Annotated in this window: 10 protein-coding genes; 6 read left to right on the top strand and 4 right to left on the bottom strand. The window is 71.1% G+C overall.

Going from position 1 to position 18,097, the window contains the following annotated elements; all coding sequences use genetic code 11:
• Positions 1–56: 56 nt before the first annotated feature.
• A complete protein-coding gene (locus ABUW04_RS14330; protein WP_380564875.1) occupies positions 57–929 on the bottom strand; it encodes an alpha/beta fold hydrolase in 873 nt (290 codons plus the stop codon).
• A gap of 261 nt (positions 930–1,190) precedes the next feature.
• Here ABUW04_RS14330 and ABUW04_RS14325 point away from each other — a divergent pair, with 261 nt between their 5' ends.
• The 4 genes from ABUW04_RS14325 to ABUW04_RS14310 all read left to right on the top strand — a co-directional run bounded on the left by ABUW04_RS14325 (position 1,191) and on the right by ABUW04_RS14310 (position 10,095).
• On the top strand, positions 1,191–4,643 hold the full coding sequence (locus ABUW04_RS14325) for an efflux RND transporter permease subunit (RefSeq protein ID WP_380564874.1): 3,453 nt from the start codon (positions 1,191–1,193) through the stop codon (positions 4,641–4,643).
• The gene (locus ABUW04_RS14320) at positions 4,643–5,086 is read left to right on the top strand and encodes a hypothetical protein (protein WP_051725243.1); all 444 of its coding nucleotides are present in this window, start codon (positions 4,643–4,645) and stop codon (positions 5,084–5,086) included. The genes ABUW04_RS14325 and ABUW04_RS14320 overlap by 1 nt, the downstream gene beginning before the upstream one ends.
• 2 nt (positions 5,087–5,088) lie before the next feature.
• Positions 5,089–8,340: an efflux RND transporter permease subunit gene (locus ABUW04_RS14315; RefSeq protein WP_380564872.1), complete on the top strand. Its 3,252-nt coding sequence runs from the start codon at positions 5,089–5,091 to the stop codon at positions 8,338–8,340.
• 123 nt (positions 8,341–8,463) lie between these two features.
• Positions 8,464–10,095 carry an LPXTG cell wall anchor domain-containing protein gene (locus ABUW04_RS14310; protein WP_380564870.1) on the top strand — a complete coding sequence of 544 codons (1,632 nt, stop codon included), beginning with the start codon at positions 8,464–8,466 and terminating at the stop codon, positions 10,093–10,095.
• A gap of 84 nt (positions 10,096–10,179) precedes the next feature.
• On the opposite strand, the gene ABUW04_RS14305 is transcribed toward ABUW04_RS14310, so the two are convergent.
• Positions 10,180–10,830 carry an HAD family acid phosphatase gene (locus tag ABUW04_RS14305; RefSeq protein WP_380564868.1) on the bottom strand — a complete coding sequence of 217 codons (651 nt, stop codon included), beginning with the start codon at positions 10,828–10,830 and terminating at the stop codon, positions 10,180–10,182.
• A 466-nt stretch (positions 10,831–11,296) separates the two neighbouring features.
• Here ABUW04_RS14305 and ABUW04_RS14300 point away from each other — a divergent pair, with 466 nt between their 5' ends.
• Positions 11,297–14,356 carry a S53 family peptidase gene (locus tag ABUW04_RS14300; RefSeq protein ID WP_380564866.1) on the top strand — a complete coding sequence of 1,020 codons (3,060 nt, stop codon included), beginning with the start codon at positions 11,297–11,299 and terminating at the stop codon, positions 14,354–14,356.
• Between the two features lie 98 nt (positions 14,357–14,454).
• Here the strand turns inward: ABUW04_RS14300 and ABUW04_RS14295 are convergent, their stop codons facing one another.
• The gene (locus ABUW04_RS14295) at positions 14,455–16,065 is read right to left on the bottom strand and encodes a purple acid phosphatase family protein (protein ID WP_380564864.1); all 1,611 of its coding nucleotides are present in this window, start codon (positions 16,063–16,065) and stop codon (positions 14,455–14,457) included.
• 178 nt (positions 16,066–16,243) lie between these two features.
• Positions 16,244–17,035: a DUF5707 domain-containing protein gene (locus ABUW04_RS14290; protein ID WP_380564862.1), complete on the bottom strand. Its 792-nt coding sequence runs from the start codon at positions 17,033–17,035 to the stop codon at positions 16,244–16,246.
• A gap of 396 nt (positions 17,036–17,431) precedes the next feature.
• Here ABUW04_RS14290 and ABUW04_RS14285 point away from each other — a divergent pair, with 396 nt between their 5' ends.
• Complete coding sequence (locus ABUW04_RS14285) at positions 17,432–18,013, top strand: hypothetical protein (RefSeq protein WP_380564860.1); 582 nt, start codon at positions 17,432–17,434, stop codon at positions 18,011–18,013.
• Positions 18,014–18,097 lie beyond the last annotated feature (84 nt).

Here is an 18,097-nt window from a genome sequence, read left to right as displayed (position 1 = left end):
CGCAAGGCCCCTACTGTCATGAGAGCATACTCTCACCAGGAAGCCGATCATGATGCTCAGCCGACGGAGCCGGCGTTGGCGTCCGCGTCCGCGTCGGCGTCCCCGCCCGGCTTGACGACGGTGTCCACGAAGTCGCCGATGGCCCCCAGGGTCCGGCCCAGCTGCTCGACCTGCGGGAAGTGGCCGGCCTCGGCTATCGGGGCGAAGTGGCCGTCGGGGAAGGAGTCGGCGAAGCCGCGGCCGTAGCCGAGCGGCGCGATCCCGTCCTGCTCGCCCCAGACGACCAGCACCGGCACGGTGACCCGGTGCAGCCGGCCGCGCAGCTTGGGGTCGTGGGTGAAGGCCTCGCCGGCGTAGGTGGCCAGAGCCCGCTGGTTGGCGGCGGCCACGGCGCGCTGCTGGTCGCTGAAGGTGGAGAAGTCCGGCCGGAAGGCCGGGTTGTGGAAGGACAGCTGGGTCATCTCGGTCGGGGCCATCACCCGGGTGTCGAGGACCTGGTTCTGCTTCAGGTGGGCGTGGATGCCCACCGCGTTGATCAGGGTCAGTGCGCCGATCCGGCCGCGGGTGTCGCGCAGCGCCATCTCGGCGGCGATCCAGCCGCCGACCGAGTTGCCGATCACCATCACGCCGGTGAGGTCGAGCGCGTCCAGCAGGTCCAGGTAGGCCACCGCGATGTCGGCGACGGTGTCGAAGCCGTCGGGGCGGTCGGTGCCGTCGAAGCCGGGGTGGGTCGGGGCGATCGCGTAGACGTGCTCGGACAGCGCGGTGGCCAGGCCGGCCATGGTGCGCGGTCCCGCGCCGCCGTGCAGCAGCAGTACGGCGCTGCCGTCGGTGTTGGTGCCGTACTCGGCGACGGTCAGCGAGAGGCCGCCGGCCAGGTCGACGGTCCGGGTGGTGCTGGCGCCGCTGGTGGAGAGGGGGGAGGTCATGATGCCGGGTCCTTGTCGTCGCGTTCACGAGAGCTGACTTGCATGAGCATAGGCAGCTCTCGCCAGCTTGTGCAAGTTAACTCTCATAACGAGGGCCGACAGTCCTCAGGCGACACCGGAACAACTCGTGTCACATCCGGATGATTCACATATCAGCGTTCATGATGCTCAGGTGACGACCTGTACACGTTCAGTGAATATCGGGTGTAGGACGTTCCTCATCGGGGGACCCTCCCAGGACAACGGTTCGGGGGGATCGGCATGCGTTGGATCGTGAGTTCGAGCATCAGGCTGGCCGCAGCAGTGGTGGCGGCGGCGATCGTGGTCCTGGTGGTGGGGGTGGGATCGCTGCGCCACGCAGCCGTGGACACCCTGCCCGAGTTCCTGCCGCCGCAGGTACAGGTGCAGACCGAGGCCCTGGGGCTGTCCACCAACGAGGTCGAGCAGCTGATCACCGTCCCGCTGGAGGACGAGTTCAACGGCCTGGCCTATCTGGACCGACTGCGCTCGCAGTCGGTGCCGGGGCTCTCGTCGATCGAGCTGACCTTCAAGCCCGGCACCGACATCTACAAGGCCAGGCAGCTGGTGACCGAGCGGGTCGCGCAGGGGCCCGCGGTGGTCAACGTGGGCACTCCCCCGGTGATGATCCAGCCGCAGTCCGCGCAGAGCCGCACCATGATGATCGGGCTGTCGTCCAAGTCCACCTCGCTGATCGACCTGTCGACGCTGGCCCGCTGGCGGATCCGACCCCGGCTGCTCGCCGTCCCCGGGGTCGCCAACGTGACCATCTGGGGCCAGCGCGACCAGCAGCTGCAGGTCCTGGTCGACCCGGCGAAGCTGCACGCCGCCGGGGTCACCCTGTCCCAGGTGATCAACACCACCGGCGACGCCATGTGGACCTCGCCGCTGACCTTCGTGGAGGCCTCCTCGCCGGGCGCGGACGGCTTCATCGACACCCCCAACCAGCGCCTGTCGGTCCAGCACATCCTGCCCATCACCCGGCCGCAGGACCTGGCCCAGGTACCGGTCGAGGACACCACCGGCAAGACGCCGGTGAAGCTGGGCGACGTCACCACCGTGGTCGAGGACCACCCGGCGCTGCGCGGCGACGCCGTGCTCTCCAGCGGCTCCGGGTTCCTGCTGGTGGTGGAGAAGCTGCCGGGGGCCAACACCCTGGCGGTGACCAAGGGCGTCGAGCAGGCGATGGCGGAGCTCAAGCCGGGGCTGACCGGGGTCACCATCGACACCTCGGTGTTCCGGCCGGCCAACTTCGTGGAGTCCGCGCTGCACGACCTCGGCTGGTCGGCGCTGGCCGGACTGGTCCTGCTGACGCTGTGGCTGGGCGTGTGCTGGCGGTCCTGGCGGGTCGCGCTGGTCGGGCTGGTGGCGGTGGCACTGCCGCTGGTGGCGGCCGCGTACGTGCTCTACCTGCTCGGGGCGACCTTCAACGAGATGACGCTGCTGGGGATGCTGGCGGCGCTCGGCATCATCGTCGACGACGCCGTCTCGGGGGTGCTGGCGCTGCGCGGCGCCGTCCGCGGGTTCGCGGCGCGCGCCGACGGCGACCGCACCGCCGCGGCCGCCGCGGCCGGAGTCAACGGCGCCGCCAGCGCCGCCGGAGGCCTGGGGTCCGGCACTCCCGATCCGCTGGCGCCGGCCGGGGCCACCGCCCTGCCGCACGGCGGTGACCTCCCGTCAGCAGCCGACCTCCCGTCGACCAACGGTCAGGGCGCGCCGCCGACACCCGATCTGGGGACACCCGATCCGGGGACACCCGATCCGGACCCCGGCCCGCACCCCGACCCCGGTCCGCCGCTCTCCGAGCTGCTGACCGAGGCCCTGGTCGACGCCCGTCGGCCGCTCGGCTTCGCCCTGGCCGTGCTGCTGGTCACCGCGGTGCCGCTGCTGCTGATCCCCGGCCTCGGCGGCTCGATGGCGCGTCCCATGGTCGCCGCCTATGTGCTCGCCCTGCTGGCGGCCAGTGCCGTGGCGCTGACCGTCACCCCGGCCCTGGCCCAGCTGCTGCTCCGGCCCGGGCGGCGCCGGCGGACCGAGCCCGCCCCGGGCCCGGAGCAGACGCTCCAGCCGTCGCCGCGGGCGCACTGGATCGAGCGCGGCTACCACCGGCTGCTGGACAACGGGCTGCGCCCGGTGGTCGCCTGCTCCCTGGCCGTGGTGCTGGCGCTGGCCGCGCTGGCGATCATCCCGCAGCTGGCGCACACCTCCCAGGGGCTGCTGCCGCAGGCCCAGGACCGCGACCTGCTGGTGCAGTGGCAGGCAACCCCGGGCACCTCGCTGCCCGCGATGGAGAAGACCACCACCGCGGCCGGCGACAGCCTGCGGGCCGTCCCCGGCGTCCAGGACGTGGCCAGCGACATCGGCCAGTCCCTGATGGGCGATCAGATCGTCAATGTCGACTCGGCGCAGACCTGGGTCACCCTGGCGCCGGGCGCCGACTACGGCCGCACCACGGCCGCCGTCCGCAAGGCGCTCGACCAGCAGTCCGTCCACCACACCGTGCTGACCTACCCCCAGCTGGCGCTCCAGGACGCCACCGCGGAGGTGACCGACGGCGATGACGCGGTGCGGGTCCGGCTCTACGGCACCGACACCAAGGTCATGGCCGCGCAGGCGGAACGGCTGCGGCAGGCCGTCGCCGCGCAGCCCGGCATCACCGACCCGACGATCCGGCAGGTCCCCACCGAACCCTCGATCGAGATCGCCACGGACGTCACCAAGGCCGCCAAGTACGGCCTCAAGCCCGGCGACGTGCGCCGCGCCACCGCCGTCCTGGTGGCCGGCATCCCGGTCGGCAGCTACTACCAGCAGCAGCAGATCTTCGACGTGGCCGTGTGGAGCACCCCCGCGGTCCGGGACAACCTCTCCGACCTGCAGAACCTGATGCTGGACACCCCCAGCGGGGGCCTGGTCGCGCTGAAGGACATCGCCACGGTGTCGATCCAGCCCGCGCCCACCGAGATCGACCACGACCAGGCCTCCCGCTACGTCGACGTGGTCGCCACCGTGCACGGGCAGGACCTGGGCACCACGCTGAGCCGGGTCCGCTCGGCCGTGCAGGCGGTGGAACTGCCGCTCGGCTACCACGCCGAGGTCAGCAGCGGTCTGCAGCAGACCCAGAGCGGGCAGCTCACCCTGGTGCTGTGCGTACTGGCCTGCGTTGCCGGGGCGCTGCTGCTGTTCCAGGCGGCGCTGCGGAGCTGGAGCCGGGCGGCGGTACTGCTGCTGGTCCTCCCGCTGGCGCTCTCCGGCGGGGTGCTGACGGCACTGGTCAACGGCTCCCGGATCACCACCGGGGCGCTGGTCGGCTTCCTGCCGCTGCTCGGCATCGCCGTCCACGGCGGACTGACGCTGTTCCACGCCTTCCGGGACGACGCGGACGTACGGCGCGCCGCCGGGCGGACGGCTCCGGCCGTGCTGACCACCGCTGTGGCGCTGGCCCTGCTGGTGGCGCCGTTCGTGGTGCGCGGCGACATCCCCGGGATGGAGCTGGCCCGGCCGTTCGCCCTGGTCGTGCTCGGCGGGCTGGTCAGCACCACGCTGGTGACCCTGGTGCTGCTGCCGGCCCTGCAGCTGTGGCTGCCCGGCGGCGACCGCGCCCCGGACGAGCTCGCCGCAGCGGATCCCGGCCCCGGAAACCCCGGCACCGGACACCCCGTCTCCGGAGACGCCGCCGCCGCCGGGGAGGTGCGCTGATGAGGCGTCGGCGCACCATCGCCACGGCGGTCCTGGCCGTCCTCGGCGGCGCCCTGCTGGCCGCCTGCGGCCCCAAGGCGGAGGCGGCGCACGACGTCCAGCCCGCCACCCTGGTGCCGATCCCGGGCAGTTCGCTGCACCGGGTGGTGCTCACCCCCGAGGCGGTCGGCCGGCTCGCCATCGCCACCACGCCGGTGCTCCGCCCGGCCGGCTCGGGCGGGCTGCTGCAGATCCCGGAGACCGCCCTGATCTACGACCCCGAGGGCCGCCCCTGGACCTACACCGTCCCGGCGCCGCGCACCTACCTGCGGGTGGCCGTCGTGGTCGACCGCACCGTGAACGGCCAGGTGCTGCTGAGCTCCGGGCCGCCGCCCGGCACCCCGGTGGTGGACGTGGCCGCGGCCGAACTGCTGGGCGCCGAGTACGGCGTGGGAGAGGAGTGACCATGGACCCGTCCGGCTCCACGCCCTTCTCCCCGACCGGCACATCCGCCCGTCCGGCCGCCCGTCCGCCCTCCGTGCCGGCGCCGCGAGGACCGCGCCGGCCGCGCCGCACCGCGATGCAGGCCATCGTCTCCTGGAGCCTGCGCTTCCGCTTCCTGGTGGTCGCCGCCGCGGTCGCCCTGATGGCCGTCGGCATCGCCACCATCCCGCACACCCCGCTGGACGTCTTCCCGGAGTTCGCACCCCCGCAGGTGCAGATCCAGACCGAGAGCCTGGGCCTGTCCACCTCCGACGTCGAGAACCTGGTCACCGTCCCGATCGAGCTGTCCATGAACGGCATGGCCGGGCTGGACACGCTGCGCTCCACCTCGGTGCCGCAGCTCTCCTCCATCGTGCTGATCTTCAAGCCGGGCACCGACCTGCTGCACGCCCGCCAGCTGGTCCAGGAACGGCTGTCCACGGTCCGCCCCACGCTGCCCAAGTGGGCCAGCCCGCCGGTGATGCTGCCGCCGGTCTCGGCGACCGGCCGGGTGCTCCAGATCGGGATGACCTCCAGCACGCTGAGCACCATGCAGCTGTCCCAACTCGCCTACTGGAACGTGAAGGCGCGGCTGCTGCGGGTGGACGGCGTGGCCGACGTGTCGATCTGGAACGAGCGCCAGCCCACCTTCCAGGTGCAGGTGGACCCGGCGAAACTGGCGGCCAGTCACACCACCCTGGACGACGTCGAACGGACCACCTCCGACGCCCTGGACTCCGGTGCGCTGCAGTTCTCCACCGGGTCGGTGGTCGGCGCCGGCGGCAGCGTGGAGACCCCGAACTCCCGCTACCAGGTCGGCCACCAGCTCTCCATCCAGACCCCGGCCGACCTGGCCAAGGTCCCGCTGGAGGACCCGGCGGCGCAGGGGAAGAACATTCCGCTGGGCAGTGTCGGACAGGTGGTCCAGGACTACACGCCGATCATCGGCGACGCGGTCATCAACGGGAAGCCCGGCCTGCTGCTGGTCGTGGAGAAGCTCCCCTGGGGCAACACCCTGCAGGTGACCAAGGACGTCGACCAGGTCATCGCCCAGCTCCAGCCCGGACTGCCCGGGGTCCAGTTCGACACCCACATCTTCCGGCCGGCGGACTTCATCACGGACTCGGTGCACAACCTCACCGACGCCCTGCTGCTCGGCTTCCTGCTGGTCGTGGTCATCATCGTGCTGTTCCTGTTCGAGTGGCGGGTCGCGCTGATCAGCCTGATCACCATCCCGCTGTCGCTGGCCGCCACCCTGCTGGTGCTGCGGGCCTTCGGCGCGACCGTCAACACCATGGTGCTGGCCGGGCTGATCATCGCGCTGGGCGCGGTGGTCGACGACGCGATCATCGACGTCGAGAACATCCTGCGCCGGCTGCGCGAGGCCAGACGGGCGGACGAGTCCGCCTCCACCGCGCGGATCATCCTGGGGGCCTCGCTGGAGGTCCGCAGTCCCATCGTCTACGCCACCCTGATCATCGTCTGCGCGTCGGTCCCGGTGTTCCTGCTGCACGGGCTGACCGCGGCCTTCTTCCGGCCGCTCGCCGTCTCCTACACCCTGGCCATCGCCGCCTCGATGGCCGTGGCGCTGACGGTCACCCCGGCGCTGACCCTGATCCTGCTGCGCAAGGCGAAGCTGAAGCGCTTCCAGTCCCCGCTGGTCCGGGTGCTGCGCCGCTGGTACGGGGCGCTGCTGGGGCGGATCGTGGCCCGGCCGCGAGCCGCCTACGCGGTCTTCGGCCTGGTCGTGCTGGCCGGGGCGCTGGTCGCCCCGCAGCTCGGGCAGTCGCTGTTCCCCACCTTCCAGCAGCGCGACCTGCTGATCCACTGGGACGCCATCCCCGGCACCTCCGACGCCGAGGTGGTCCGCACCACCACCAAGCTCAGCAACGAGCTCAGCGCCATCCCCGGGGTCACCGACTTCGGCGCCCACATCGGCCGGGCCAAGCAGGGCGAGGAGGTCGTCGGCATCAACGCGGCCGAGGTGTGGATCAGCATCTCGCCGAAGGTCGACTACAACCGCACCGTCGCCGCGGTGCGCGCCGTCGTCGACAGCTACCCCGGCCTCTACCGCGATGTCGAGACCTACCTCAACGAGCGCATCGAGGAGGTGCTGTCCGGCTCCAAGGAGGCCGTCACCATCCGGATCTACGGCCAGGACCTGGCCTCCATGCGCAGCACCGCCGACGCCGTGCTGGGCCGGATCCAGTCGGTCCCCGGCGTGGTGGACCCGCATGTCGACCTGTCGGTCGACACTCCGCAGATCCAGGTGGAGGTGAACCTGGCCGCGGCCGCCAAGTACGGCCTGAAACCGGGCGACATCCGCCGCCAGGCGGCCGCCATGGTCGCCGGACAGGAGATGGGCAACGTCTTCAAGGGCAACCAGGTGTACGGGGTGTACGTGTGGAGCGTGCCCTCGGCCCGGTCCAACCCCACCGCCATCAGCGACATGCGGCTGGACACCCCGTCGGGCGGCAGCGTCCGGCTGGGCGACCTGGCGAAGGTGACCATAGGGCCGGACCCGTACCTGATCACCCGTGAGGACAACTCCCGCTACATCGACGTCGGCACCAACGTCCAGGGCCGCGACCTGTCGGACGTGGTCCAGGACATCCAGCACAACCTGGTGGGCCTCAGCGTGCCGCAGGGCTCGCACTACGCGCTGCTCGGGGAGTACAAGGAGCGGCAGAGCGCCCAGAACAGCCTGCTCACCACGGCTCTGATCGCCGCCGCGGCGATCCTGATCCTGCTCCAACTCGCCTTCGGTTCATGGCGGTTGGCGGTGTTCGTGTTCCTCACCCTGCCGATGTCGCTGGTCGGCGGGGTGATCGCGATCTGGATCGGCGGCGGGGTGGTCACCATCGGGGCGCTGGTCGGCTTCTTCACGGTCTTCGGCATCGCCGCGCGCAACGGCATCCTGCTGGTCAACCACTGCCAGCACCTGGAGGAACAGGAGGGCGTGGCCTTCGGCCCGGCCCTGGTGGTCCGCGGCGCCGGCGAACGGCTCGCCCCGATCCTGATGACCTCACTGGCCACAGGTCTGGCCCTGGTCCCGCTGGTGGTACTGGGCAACCAGCCCGGTCACGAGATCGAGTACCCGCTGGCCGTGGTGATCCTCGGCGGCCTGATCACCTCCACCCTGCTCACCCTCTTCGTGGTCCCGTCCCTCTACCTCCGCTTCGCCAAGCGCGGCCGCCGGAGCGCGCCGGAGGCTGCCGCCGTAACACTTCGATAAAGCCGGTGCGGGGTTTGCGTCCATGGGGTGCTCTGTGTCCGGATCGTTCCCCGGCCCGCACATTGCGGTCGCACAGGAAGGGGCTAGTGTGCACCGACTGACCCCAGCGACCGAAGGACTCCCGTGGGATCCATACGCACCCGCCGCGCCCTCAGCACCGCCGCCGCGCTCGCTGTCACCGGCACGGCGCTGCTCGCCGGGGCCGGCACCGCGTTCGCCGCGGACTCGCTGCACATCAACATCAGCGAGTCCAACCTCACCCTGCCCAAGGCGGTGAACGGCACCGCGGGCACCAAGACCCTCCATGTGGAGGTCGCCCACGACCAGCAGGGGCACATCCCCTCGGCCACCCTCACCGTGGACGTCAGCGGTCTCGCCGGGGTGGCCGACGTGGTCTGGCCCGCCACCTGCACCCACACCGCCACGGTGGGCACCTGCAAGATCAGCCATGTCGACGATCTCGGCAGCGGCCAGCCCCCGACCGAGCTCGCCATCGGGCTGAAGGCCGACCCCAAGGCCGCCGACGGCGCCCAGGGCACCCTGGACCTCAAGGCCACCGCCCCCGGCGTGGACTCCTACGAGGTCCCGCAGACCGTCACCGTCGGCTCCGGCGCCGACCTGACGATCCAGCAGCTGAGCGCGGTCCACCACGCCAAGGTCGGCTCGACCCTGAGCGCCCCGATCCAGTGGTCCAACACCGGCAACGAGACCTCCCCGTCGACGGTGCTGACCCTGGAGACCATGGCCGGCCTCGACTTCAAGCAGCACTACAGCAACTGCAAGTACGGCAAGCCCACCGGCGACCTGGTCAGCGTCCGGGCCGTCTGCACCATCAACACCCCGCTCGCCCCGGGCCAGTCGCTGCGGCTGGCCGACCCGGTACAGGTGGGCGTCACCAGCGAGGCCTGGTACACCCTGCTGACCGCCTCGGTGCTGCCCCCGGGCGCCCAGGCCGACGCCGCGGTGGCCGGCGGTTCGGGCTACACCAGCGGAACGGGCCCGGCGCTGACCGCCGAGGCGGTCACCACCTCCTCGCTCCACGCCAACACCGCCGACATCAACCCCGAGGACAGCTACACCGAACTCGACGTCTACGCGGACAACCACGCCCACTTCAGCGCGGTCGGCGGCAGCGCCCGCGGCGCCAAGGGGCAGACCGTGGCGGTGACCGTGGGCATGCGCAACAACGGTCCGGCCCTGATCTACGACCGCAGCGGCGGCGAGGCCGTGGACGCCCTCAAGGTCGCCTTCCCGGCCGGCACCACCGTCACCAAGGTGCCCGACGGCTGCGAACTGGCCCCGAAGGGTGCGACCGCAGGCCACGGCCCCTACGAGTGCAACTCCAACTACGCACAGGGCCCCGGCTACCAGGTCCTCTACACCTTCAGGGTCCGTCTGGACGCAACGCTCTCCAACGCCCGAGGCAGCGCCAGGCTGACGAATTTCATGAGCGACTACATCGGCGGGCCGGTCACTTTCCCCTGGGACAACAGCACCAGCGGCTACACCGCGCCCATCGTCTTCAACGGCACCAGCCGGTCCGGCGGCTCCCCCAGCACCTCGGCCTCCGCCTCGGCCTCGGCCTCCCCGTCGTCGGCGACCACCGGCAGCAGCAGCGGCCCCGACGGCGGCTCCCTCGCCGCGACCGGCGGTGGCAGCGACACCGGAGCGCTGGTCGGCGCCGGTGCGGCGGCCGTCGCCCTGGGCGCCGGAGCGCTGGTCCTCACCCGCCGCCGGAAGGGCGGCCACGCCTGACCGGAACCCGCACCCCGCAGGCCCGCGGCCCGCGGCCCCGGTTCACTCCTGAGCCGGGGTCGCGGGCCGCGGGTCCGCTCCCGCTCAGTCCAGCAGTCCGTCGTAGTCGGGCAGCTTGAAGGTGGCGTCGGCGTAGCCGCCGGCCAGGTCGGAGGCGCTGTTGCCGACGTTGGCGACGATGTCGTACCCGTTCGCCTCGATCTGCTTGCGGGCCGCGGTCTTGAAGGTCTGCAGCGACTCCAGCAGCTGCAGCACATTGCGGCTGTAGAGGCCGTCGACGGTGTAGCCGACCGACGTCAGGTTGTACTCGGTGGCCGCGTCGATCAGGTCGGGGCGGCCGGTGACGAAGAAGACCTTGACCCCGTGCGCGGTGGCGTACTGCGCCAGCGCGAGCACCGGCGGGGTGGCTGGGACCGGGTAGCCGGAGGAGAAGTACGAGGCCAGCGAGGTGTTGTCGATGTCCAGCACGATCGCCAGGCCCTTGGTCGAGGAGACCGCCGCGACGCGCTGCTGCAGGTAGGCCTGGGCCGGGGCGGTCGCCGCGGTGGCGTCGGCGAGCCAGGTCGCGTAGCTGACCGTGCTCGCGGCGGCGGTGCTCGTGCTCGTGCTCACGGCGGCGCTCGCGGCGCGGGCCGGAGCGGCGGCCGCCGGGGCGGCGAGGCCGAGGCCCAGCGCGGCGGCGCAGGCGAGGGTGACTGCTGCGGCGGAGAAGGTGGAGCGGCGCGCGGCGTTCATGGCCCGGGGTCTCCTTCTGACGGTCCCTCAGGGAGTGGGTCGCTGCGACCCGTTGTGCAGACTTCCGACCCGGGGCGAACACCAGGAGGCGCGGAGCCGGACAGCTCCCGTCCCGTTCATGACATCTTACTGCCCGGTAAGCCAGGCGGACGCTGAAGCGGGTCTCTGCGGGTCCGACCCCTCCGCCGACCGGCCGCCGACCGGCCGCCGACCTGACCTGGCCTTGACGTCATTGTCGTAACGAATCCCCAGCACCATCCGATCCCAGCAGCAACTCTGGATCAATCCTGATAGAAAGTGCATCTAGTTCGTTCTGCAAGGGGCATGTTCCGGTGGCGGCCCCCGTCCACCGAAGAACAGCGAACGCCCGCACCCACCGTGATCCGGCTGTCGGCCGATGATCCGTGGCGCCTGCGCGCAACCGCTCCCGATGCATGACGTCGTGTCAGTTCCTAGGAGAATCTGCATGACCATACGGGTCAATGCCGTCCGGAGCGGGCGCATAGGCAAGGTCGCGCTCATTGCCGCGACCACCGCCGCCGCCCTCCTGGCCACCACCACCGCGGCCACCGCTGCTTCGGCCGGCGCCGGCGGTACCGCCGGGACGGGCGCCGCGAGCGCGTCGACCACGCCCAAGCGGGTCGGCACCGCCGCCCGCATCCCGGACGGGGCGGTCAGGACCGGCGCCCCCGCCGGCAGCACCGCGGTCACCCTCAGCGTCGGGCTGGAGCCCCGCGACCCCGCGGCCCTGAAGTCGTTCGTCGCCGCGGTGTCCACCAAGGGCAACGCCCAGTACCACCACTACCTGGCCAAGGGACAGTTCGCCGACACCTTCGGGCCGACCGCGGACACCGTCGCCAAGGTCACCGCGGCGCTCAAGGCCGAGGGGCTCAACCCGGGCAGGGTCAGCGCCGACGGCCTGTCCATCCCGGTCAGCACCACGCTCTCCGCCGCCGGGAAGGCGTTCGGCACCGGCTTCGCCAGCTACAGGCTGAAGGACGGCAGCACCGGCTACGCCAACAGCGCCGCCCCGGAACTCGCCGGGAACATCGCCGGCTACGTCTCCGGCATCGCCGGGATGGACACCCTGATCCGGATCAACGCCAGGCACAGCACCCCGCGGACCGCGGCCTCCGCAGCCTCAGCGACCTCCGCGGCACGCGCGTCGACCGGCAGCAGCGCCGTGCGGGCCCAGGCCGGCACCACCGGGCCGCAGCTGTGCACCAGTGCCAAGAGCGCGTTGAGCAGCATCGGCAGCGACGGCGGCGGGTACTACAGCGCCGGCAACCTGGCCACCAGCTACGGCATGGAGCACACCTCGACCAGCGGTTCCGGCATCACCGTCGGCGTCATGGAACTCGAGGCCTTCTCCTCGTCCGACGTCGCGGCCTACCAGTCCTGCTACGGCACCGGCGCAGCGGTCAGCACCGTCAAGGTCGACGGCGGATCGAAGGTCGCGCCCGACCCCGACCAGAACATCGGCACCGAGTCGCTGCTGGACATCGAGGACATCGTCGGGCTGGCGCCCGGTGCCTCGGTCATCGACTACGAGGGCGTGGACGCGACGGTCCTGAACGCCAAGGGCGTGGCCGTCAGCAACCCGAACCTCTCGGACGCCGACGTCGAACACGTCTACCGGACCATGGTCACCGACGACCGCGCCCAGGTGCTCTCCTCCAGCTGGGGCAGCTGCGAGCTGGACACCTCGGGTGCGCTCATCAGCGCCGAGAACTACTACTTCGAGGAGGCCGCGGCGCAGGGCCAGACAGTCCTCGTCGCCTCGGGTGACGACGGCGCGAGCGGATGCGCCCAGGACACCGACAGCACCAACCAGTACACGGCGTCGACCGACGATCCCGCCAGCCAGCCCTTCGTCACCGCCGTCGGCGGCACCGACCTCATCGGCAATCCGGCCTCGACCCGTTCCACCTGGAACAGCGAAGGCGGAGCCTCCGGCGGTGGCACCTCCGCGGTCTGGTCGCTGCCGAACGGCACCGCGCTCGACTACCAGTCCGGGTTCACCGGTTCCGGGTTCAGCTCCACGGCGTGCAAGCCCCACACCGGCTACACCTGCCGCCAGGTCCCGGACGTCTCGGCGCTCGCCGACCCCGACAACGGCTACGCCCTCTACTTCGGCGGCGGTTGGGGCACCATCGGCGGTACCAGCGGCGCGGCCCCGACCTGGGCGGCCCTGACCGCCATCGCCGACGCCCAGACCACCTGCAAGGCCAACGGCCCGCTCGGGTTCGTCAACCCGGCGCTGTACTCGGCGGCCCGCACCGCGTACGCGGCCGATTTCTCGGACATCACCCTCGGCAACAACAACATCGGCCACGGCGGCTACTCCGCCGCCACCGCCGCCGGCTACGACCTGGCCACCGGTCTCGGCGAGCCCAAGGCCGGTGCGCTGACCACCAGCCTCTGCGCCGCACTGGCCGCCCCGGCGACCGGCGCCGGCACCTACCACGCGGTCACCCCGACCCGTCTGCTGGACACCCGCAAGAGCGCCATCGTGCCGGCCTACGGCATGACCGGCGTGCAGATCGAGGGCAACGCGGGCATCCCGGCCTCCGGGGTCACCTCGGTGGTCCTCAATGTGACGGTCACCGGCACCACCAGCTCCGGCTACCTCACCGCCTGGGGCGACGGCACCACCCGTCCCAAGACGTCCAACCTCAACTGGGTCAAGGGCCAGACCATCGCCAACCTGGTGACCGTCCCGGTCTCCGGTGACGGCGGCGTGGACTTCTACACCACCGGGCCCACCCAGGTCATCGCGGACGTCCAGGGCTACTACACCGACGACACCAGCGGTCTGACCCTCACCACCGAGAGCCCGACCCGCATCCTGGACACCCGCTCCGCCAAGGGCGTCAGCACCAGGACGGCGATCACCAACAGCACCGTCAGCCTCGCGGTCGACGGCGCCAACGGCATCCCCAGCGACGCCAAGGCCGTCGTGCTCAACCTGACCGCGGTGGGCACCGGCGGCTCCGGCTACCTCGCGGCCTACGCCGAGGGCGGCAGCGTCCCGACGGTGTCCAACGTCGACTGGTCCGCCGCCGGGACCGTCATCGCCGGCCTGGCCGTCGTACCGGTCGGCGCGGACGGCAGGGTCAGCATCAAGGTCGTGGGCAGCAGCCATGTGCTGGCCGACGTCTTCGGCTACTACACCGCCGACGCCGGCGGCAGCTCGTTCACCGTCGCGGGCCCGTCCCGGCTGCTCGCCAGCACCGCGGTCGCCGCGGGGCAGCATGTCGCGCTGCAGGTCACCGGCCGTGTCGGTATCCCGAGCGGGATCAAGGCCGTGGTCCTGAACGTGACGGTGCTCGGCTCGACGGCCGGCGGCTACCTCACCGCCTGGGCCGACGGCGCCACCCGGCCGCTGGCGTCCAACCTCAACTGGTCCAACGCCAACCCGATCCCCAACCAGGTGATCGTGCCGGTCGGCTCGGACGGCAAGGTGGACCTGTACGTCAGCAGCAAGGCCAATGTGATCGCCGACGTCTTCGGCTACTACATGTGACGGACGGCAGGACGGGAGTCCGCCGAACCGAAACACACCGGGGCCCCGCCGACCAGACCTCTGGTCGACGGGGCCCCGGCCCGTACCCCGACGCCGTGTCAGCTGTAGCCGTCGGAGCGCTTGCGGTGCATGGTGAACTGCTCGAAGACCGAGAGGTTCCCGTTGGGCATGTTGACGTTGTAGTAGGTCACCTGGAGCCGGGTGGTGTCGCCGGGGTGCCGGCCCGGGTCGACGGTGAAGGCGGCGAAGCCGTAGGGGTGCTCCAGGTCGCGGACCCCGGTCCAGACCGCCTGCTCCTTGACGTAGGTCGAGGTGCGCTTGCCGTTGGAGCCCGCGGTCGCCGACACCGCGGTGATCACCTTGGCGGTGCCGTCCTTGAAGAACGCCTGGTTGGTCGTGCCGGACACGCCGCCGCCGCCCAGGATCATGTGCACCGTGCCGAGCGAGGAGTCGATGTCGTCGGTGGCGGTGGAGACCGGGTTGGGGGTGAGCGTCTCGCTGCCGGAGACCACGCCCTTGACCGCGAGCGAGCGCTCGTAGTTGTGCTCGTGGCCGCAGACCACCAGGTCCACGCCGTACCGGTCGAACAGCGGGCCGTACTTCTGCCGCAGCCCGAGGTCGGCGCCGTTGGCGTCGGAGGAGCTGATCATCACCTGGTGCATCGCGACGACGATCCAGTCGATCTCGCGGGAGGACCGGGCCGCCTTCAGCTCGCGCTCCAGGAAGGACAGCTGGCGTCCGCCGGAGTAGCCGCTGATGTAGATGTCGCCGCCGTCCTGGAGGGCGTTGTCGTCGTTCTGCAGCACGATCACCCGGACCGAGCCCGCGGTGAAGGCGTAGTACAGGCCGGCCAGCTCGGCGTCGGTCTCGGTCGAGGGGAGCGAGAAGTAGGCCTGGTAGGCACCGAGGCCGATGGGGCCGTTGGCGCTCTCGATCTCGTGGTTGCCGGCCGCCGGCATCCACGGGCGGAAGCGGGCCGAGCGGGTGTTGTTGGTGAAGAAGTTGTTCCAGGTACGCACCCGGTCCACGTCCAGGTTGGCGTAGCACAGGTCGCCGTTGAGCAGGTGGAACAGCGGCGCGACCTGCTCGATGCCAGCCACGATGTCCTTGGAGGCGGGCGTCGAGTTGGCGTCCAGGCCCACCGGGCCGGCGGCGGTCCAGGTCACCTCGGGCGTCGCCTGGTCCCCGAAGCTGGTGAAGGTCAGCGGCGCGCGGCCGCGGGGCGCGGTGCGGAAGTTGCCGCTGTCCGGGGTGGTGCCGCGGTGCGACACCAGGTAGACGTAGTCGGTGGCCGGCTTAAGCCGGTTCAGCGCGGCGTGGTGCACGTAGACGGTGCGGCCGGACTTGCCGTCGACGTAGGTCCGGGTCTGCGCGGAGGCGCTGGAGCCGAAGCCGTCCTTGAGCGTGCCGTAGTGCACCTGGGGCCGGTCGACGGCGCCGTCGGTGATCCAGGAGACCACCATCTGGCTGCTCGGGTCCGCGCCGAAGGTCAGGTGCAGGCCCTGGACCGGCGGCGCACCGGCCGCGTCCGGGGTCAGGCTGAACGCGGGGGCGCCGAGCGGCGTGGCCGCCTCCGCGGTACCGGCCCCGAGCAGCGGCACGGCCACCGCTCCCGCCCCTGCGGTTCCCAGAAGCCCGAGGGCGTGGCGGCGTGAGAGCCCTCCGGGCTCCTCCGGGGTTTCGAGCTGTGAGTCCATGGTGTCGTCCATGATGTTCCTCCAGGGCAGGCGCAGCGGACCGCCCAACCCTGTTCCCGCCCGATGACGGCACAGTGAATACGGCCTTGCGTACAGCCATGCACCTGACGACTCATCACCCTCGCCGACCGCCGGGTGCCTCCGTCGAGGCACCCGGCACCCGCTTCCGGGCTCGGACCGTGCGACCGGGCTACTTGACCGTGATCGCCGCAGCCGCGCTGGTCACCGCGCCGGTCACGCCGTTGCCGGCCCACACCACCCGGTAGGACCCGGAGGACGAGGCCTTGACCTTGTAGGAGTACGCCCCGGTGCTGGAGGTGGTCGCCGTGCCGGCGGCGGACCAGGTGGTGCCGCCCTTGGCCTCGAACTGCAGGGTCAGCGTGCGACCGCTGTAGGCCTTGTAGGCGGAGTTGTCCAGGTCGGCCCGGGTGAGCTTGCCGGACAGCGTGAAGTAGCTGCTCTTCTTCGGGGTGGCGGTGCTCTTCGCCAGGGTGATCTCGGCGTTGCGCTTGACGGTGAACAGCGTCCCGGTGGTGTCCCAGGTGGTGCCCCCGTCGGCGGCGGTGACCAGCAGCTCAGCGTCCCAGTTGCCGGCGAGGCCGTTGTACACGTACTGGTCGGCCTTGTAGTCGTACGCCGAGTAGGTCTCGGCGTAGCTGCACACCGAGGTGGTGGCCGAGCTGGCGGTGCAGGTCGCGCTGCCGCCGTAGGACTTCAGGTAGGACTTGGAGTAGGCGAACCCCTCCTGCTCCTCCACCGCCGACAGGCCCATCAGCTTGAGGCTCTTGATCCCCGAGTCGTCCGAGACGGTGACCGTGTAGGTGACGGTCCTGGTGTTGGTGATTCCGAGGACCACGGAGGTGGCCTTGACGGAGTCGATGACGGGTGCGGAGGCGGTGTCCGCGTAGGCCGCCCCGGGTGCGGCGAGGGCCGCGAGGGCGGTGGTGCCGGACAGCAGGATTCCGGCGATGCGCTTGCGCATGGTGCTCCGTAACAGAACAGGGCTGAGGAGGGTCCGGGTGTTCCACGGACCCGCGAGCCTCGTTCTAGGTGGGAAAGCTGGCAGGAAGCCGGTAAGAATCCTGTCATTGACCTGGGACTTCAGCCGGCCGACGGAGCGCCTGGCCGAGCTCGCCGCGCCGACACCCGAAACATGAGCACAGGGGACCGGGCCAGGCCAGGCCTGGATGGGTAGTCGACGATGCACTTGAGCACCCTGCAGCGCAGCCCGTCCCGTAAATATGATACTTCCTCAACTTCACCTCAATTCCCTTGAGAATCAGGTGAGTTCAGGATTGACTCCTCTCATCGCCGGTCAACGGGGATCGGCGAATCGCCTGGACGGGAGTCCTGTCCGGGCTGTCACGGGGACAAGTGAATGAACAAGCGAAGCATCGCCGCCGGCCTGGCCGGCAGCGTGGCCGCAGCATTACTGGTGGCTGCTCCGGCAGCCACCGCGGCAAGCAGCACCAAGGCCGTCGTCTGCACGGCCGGCAGTACCTCGGTCACCTGGAAGAACGTGACCGAACCCTGGGTGGTCACCCACGCGAAGCGGGTCGTCCACCCCGGCACCGGCAGCACCAGGGTCCTGGTGACGGTGCCACAGATCGCCTTCGTCAAGGCGTCCGTCACGGGTGGGGGAGCCCCCGCGACGGTCATCGGCAGCCTCGCCCGGAAGACCGGCCTGGCCCTCGCCCCTTCCGGGGCACAGACGCCCAGGAAGGCCGTTGTCACCTGGAGTCCGACCAGGAGCGGCAGCTACGTGCTGTACGCGGGTACCCGCAGGGTCCACGGCAGCTATGTCGCCAGGACCTGCAACGCCCACGGCACGGCCATCACCACCAAGTCCGGCAGCGCTACCAGTTGGACAACCCCGCTGAGCACCGGCGTGGTCCTGTGCGGGGCCATAACCGTGCCACCGGGCGGCCTGGCCGCGAAGGCCCGCAGCAGGTACTGCTGACCGTCGGCCCGACTCTCATCGCACCCTCACGCACGTCGCGCCCTCATGCACGTCGCACCCTCATGCACGTAGCACGTCGCACGT

It is taken from the genome of Streptacidiphilus jeojiensis (assembly GCF_042510965.1).
GTDB lineage: Bacteria > Actinomycetota > Actinomycetes > Streptomycetales > Streptomycetaceae > Streptacidiphilus > Streptacidiphilus jeojiensis.
The sequence above is the reverse complement of the archived record's forward strand: the minus strand, read 5'-3'. Positions and strand labels throughout refer to the sequence as shown.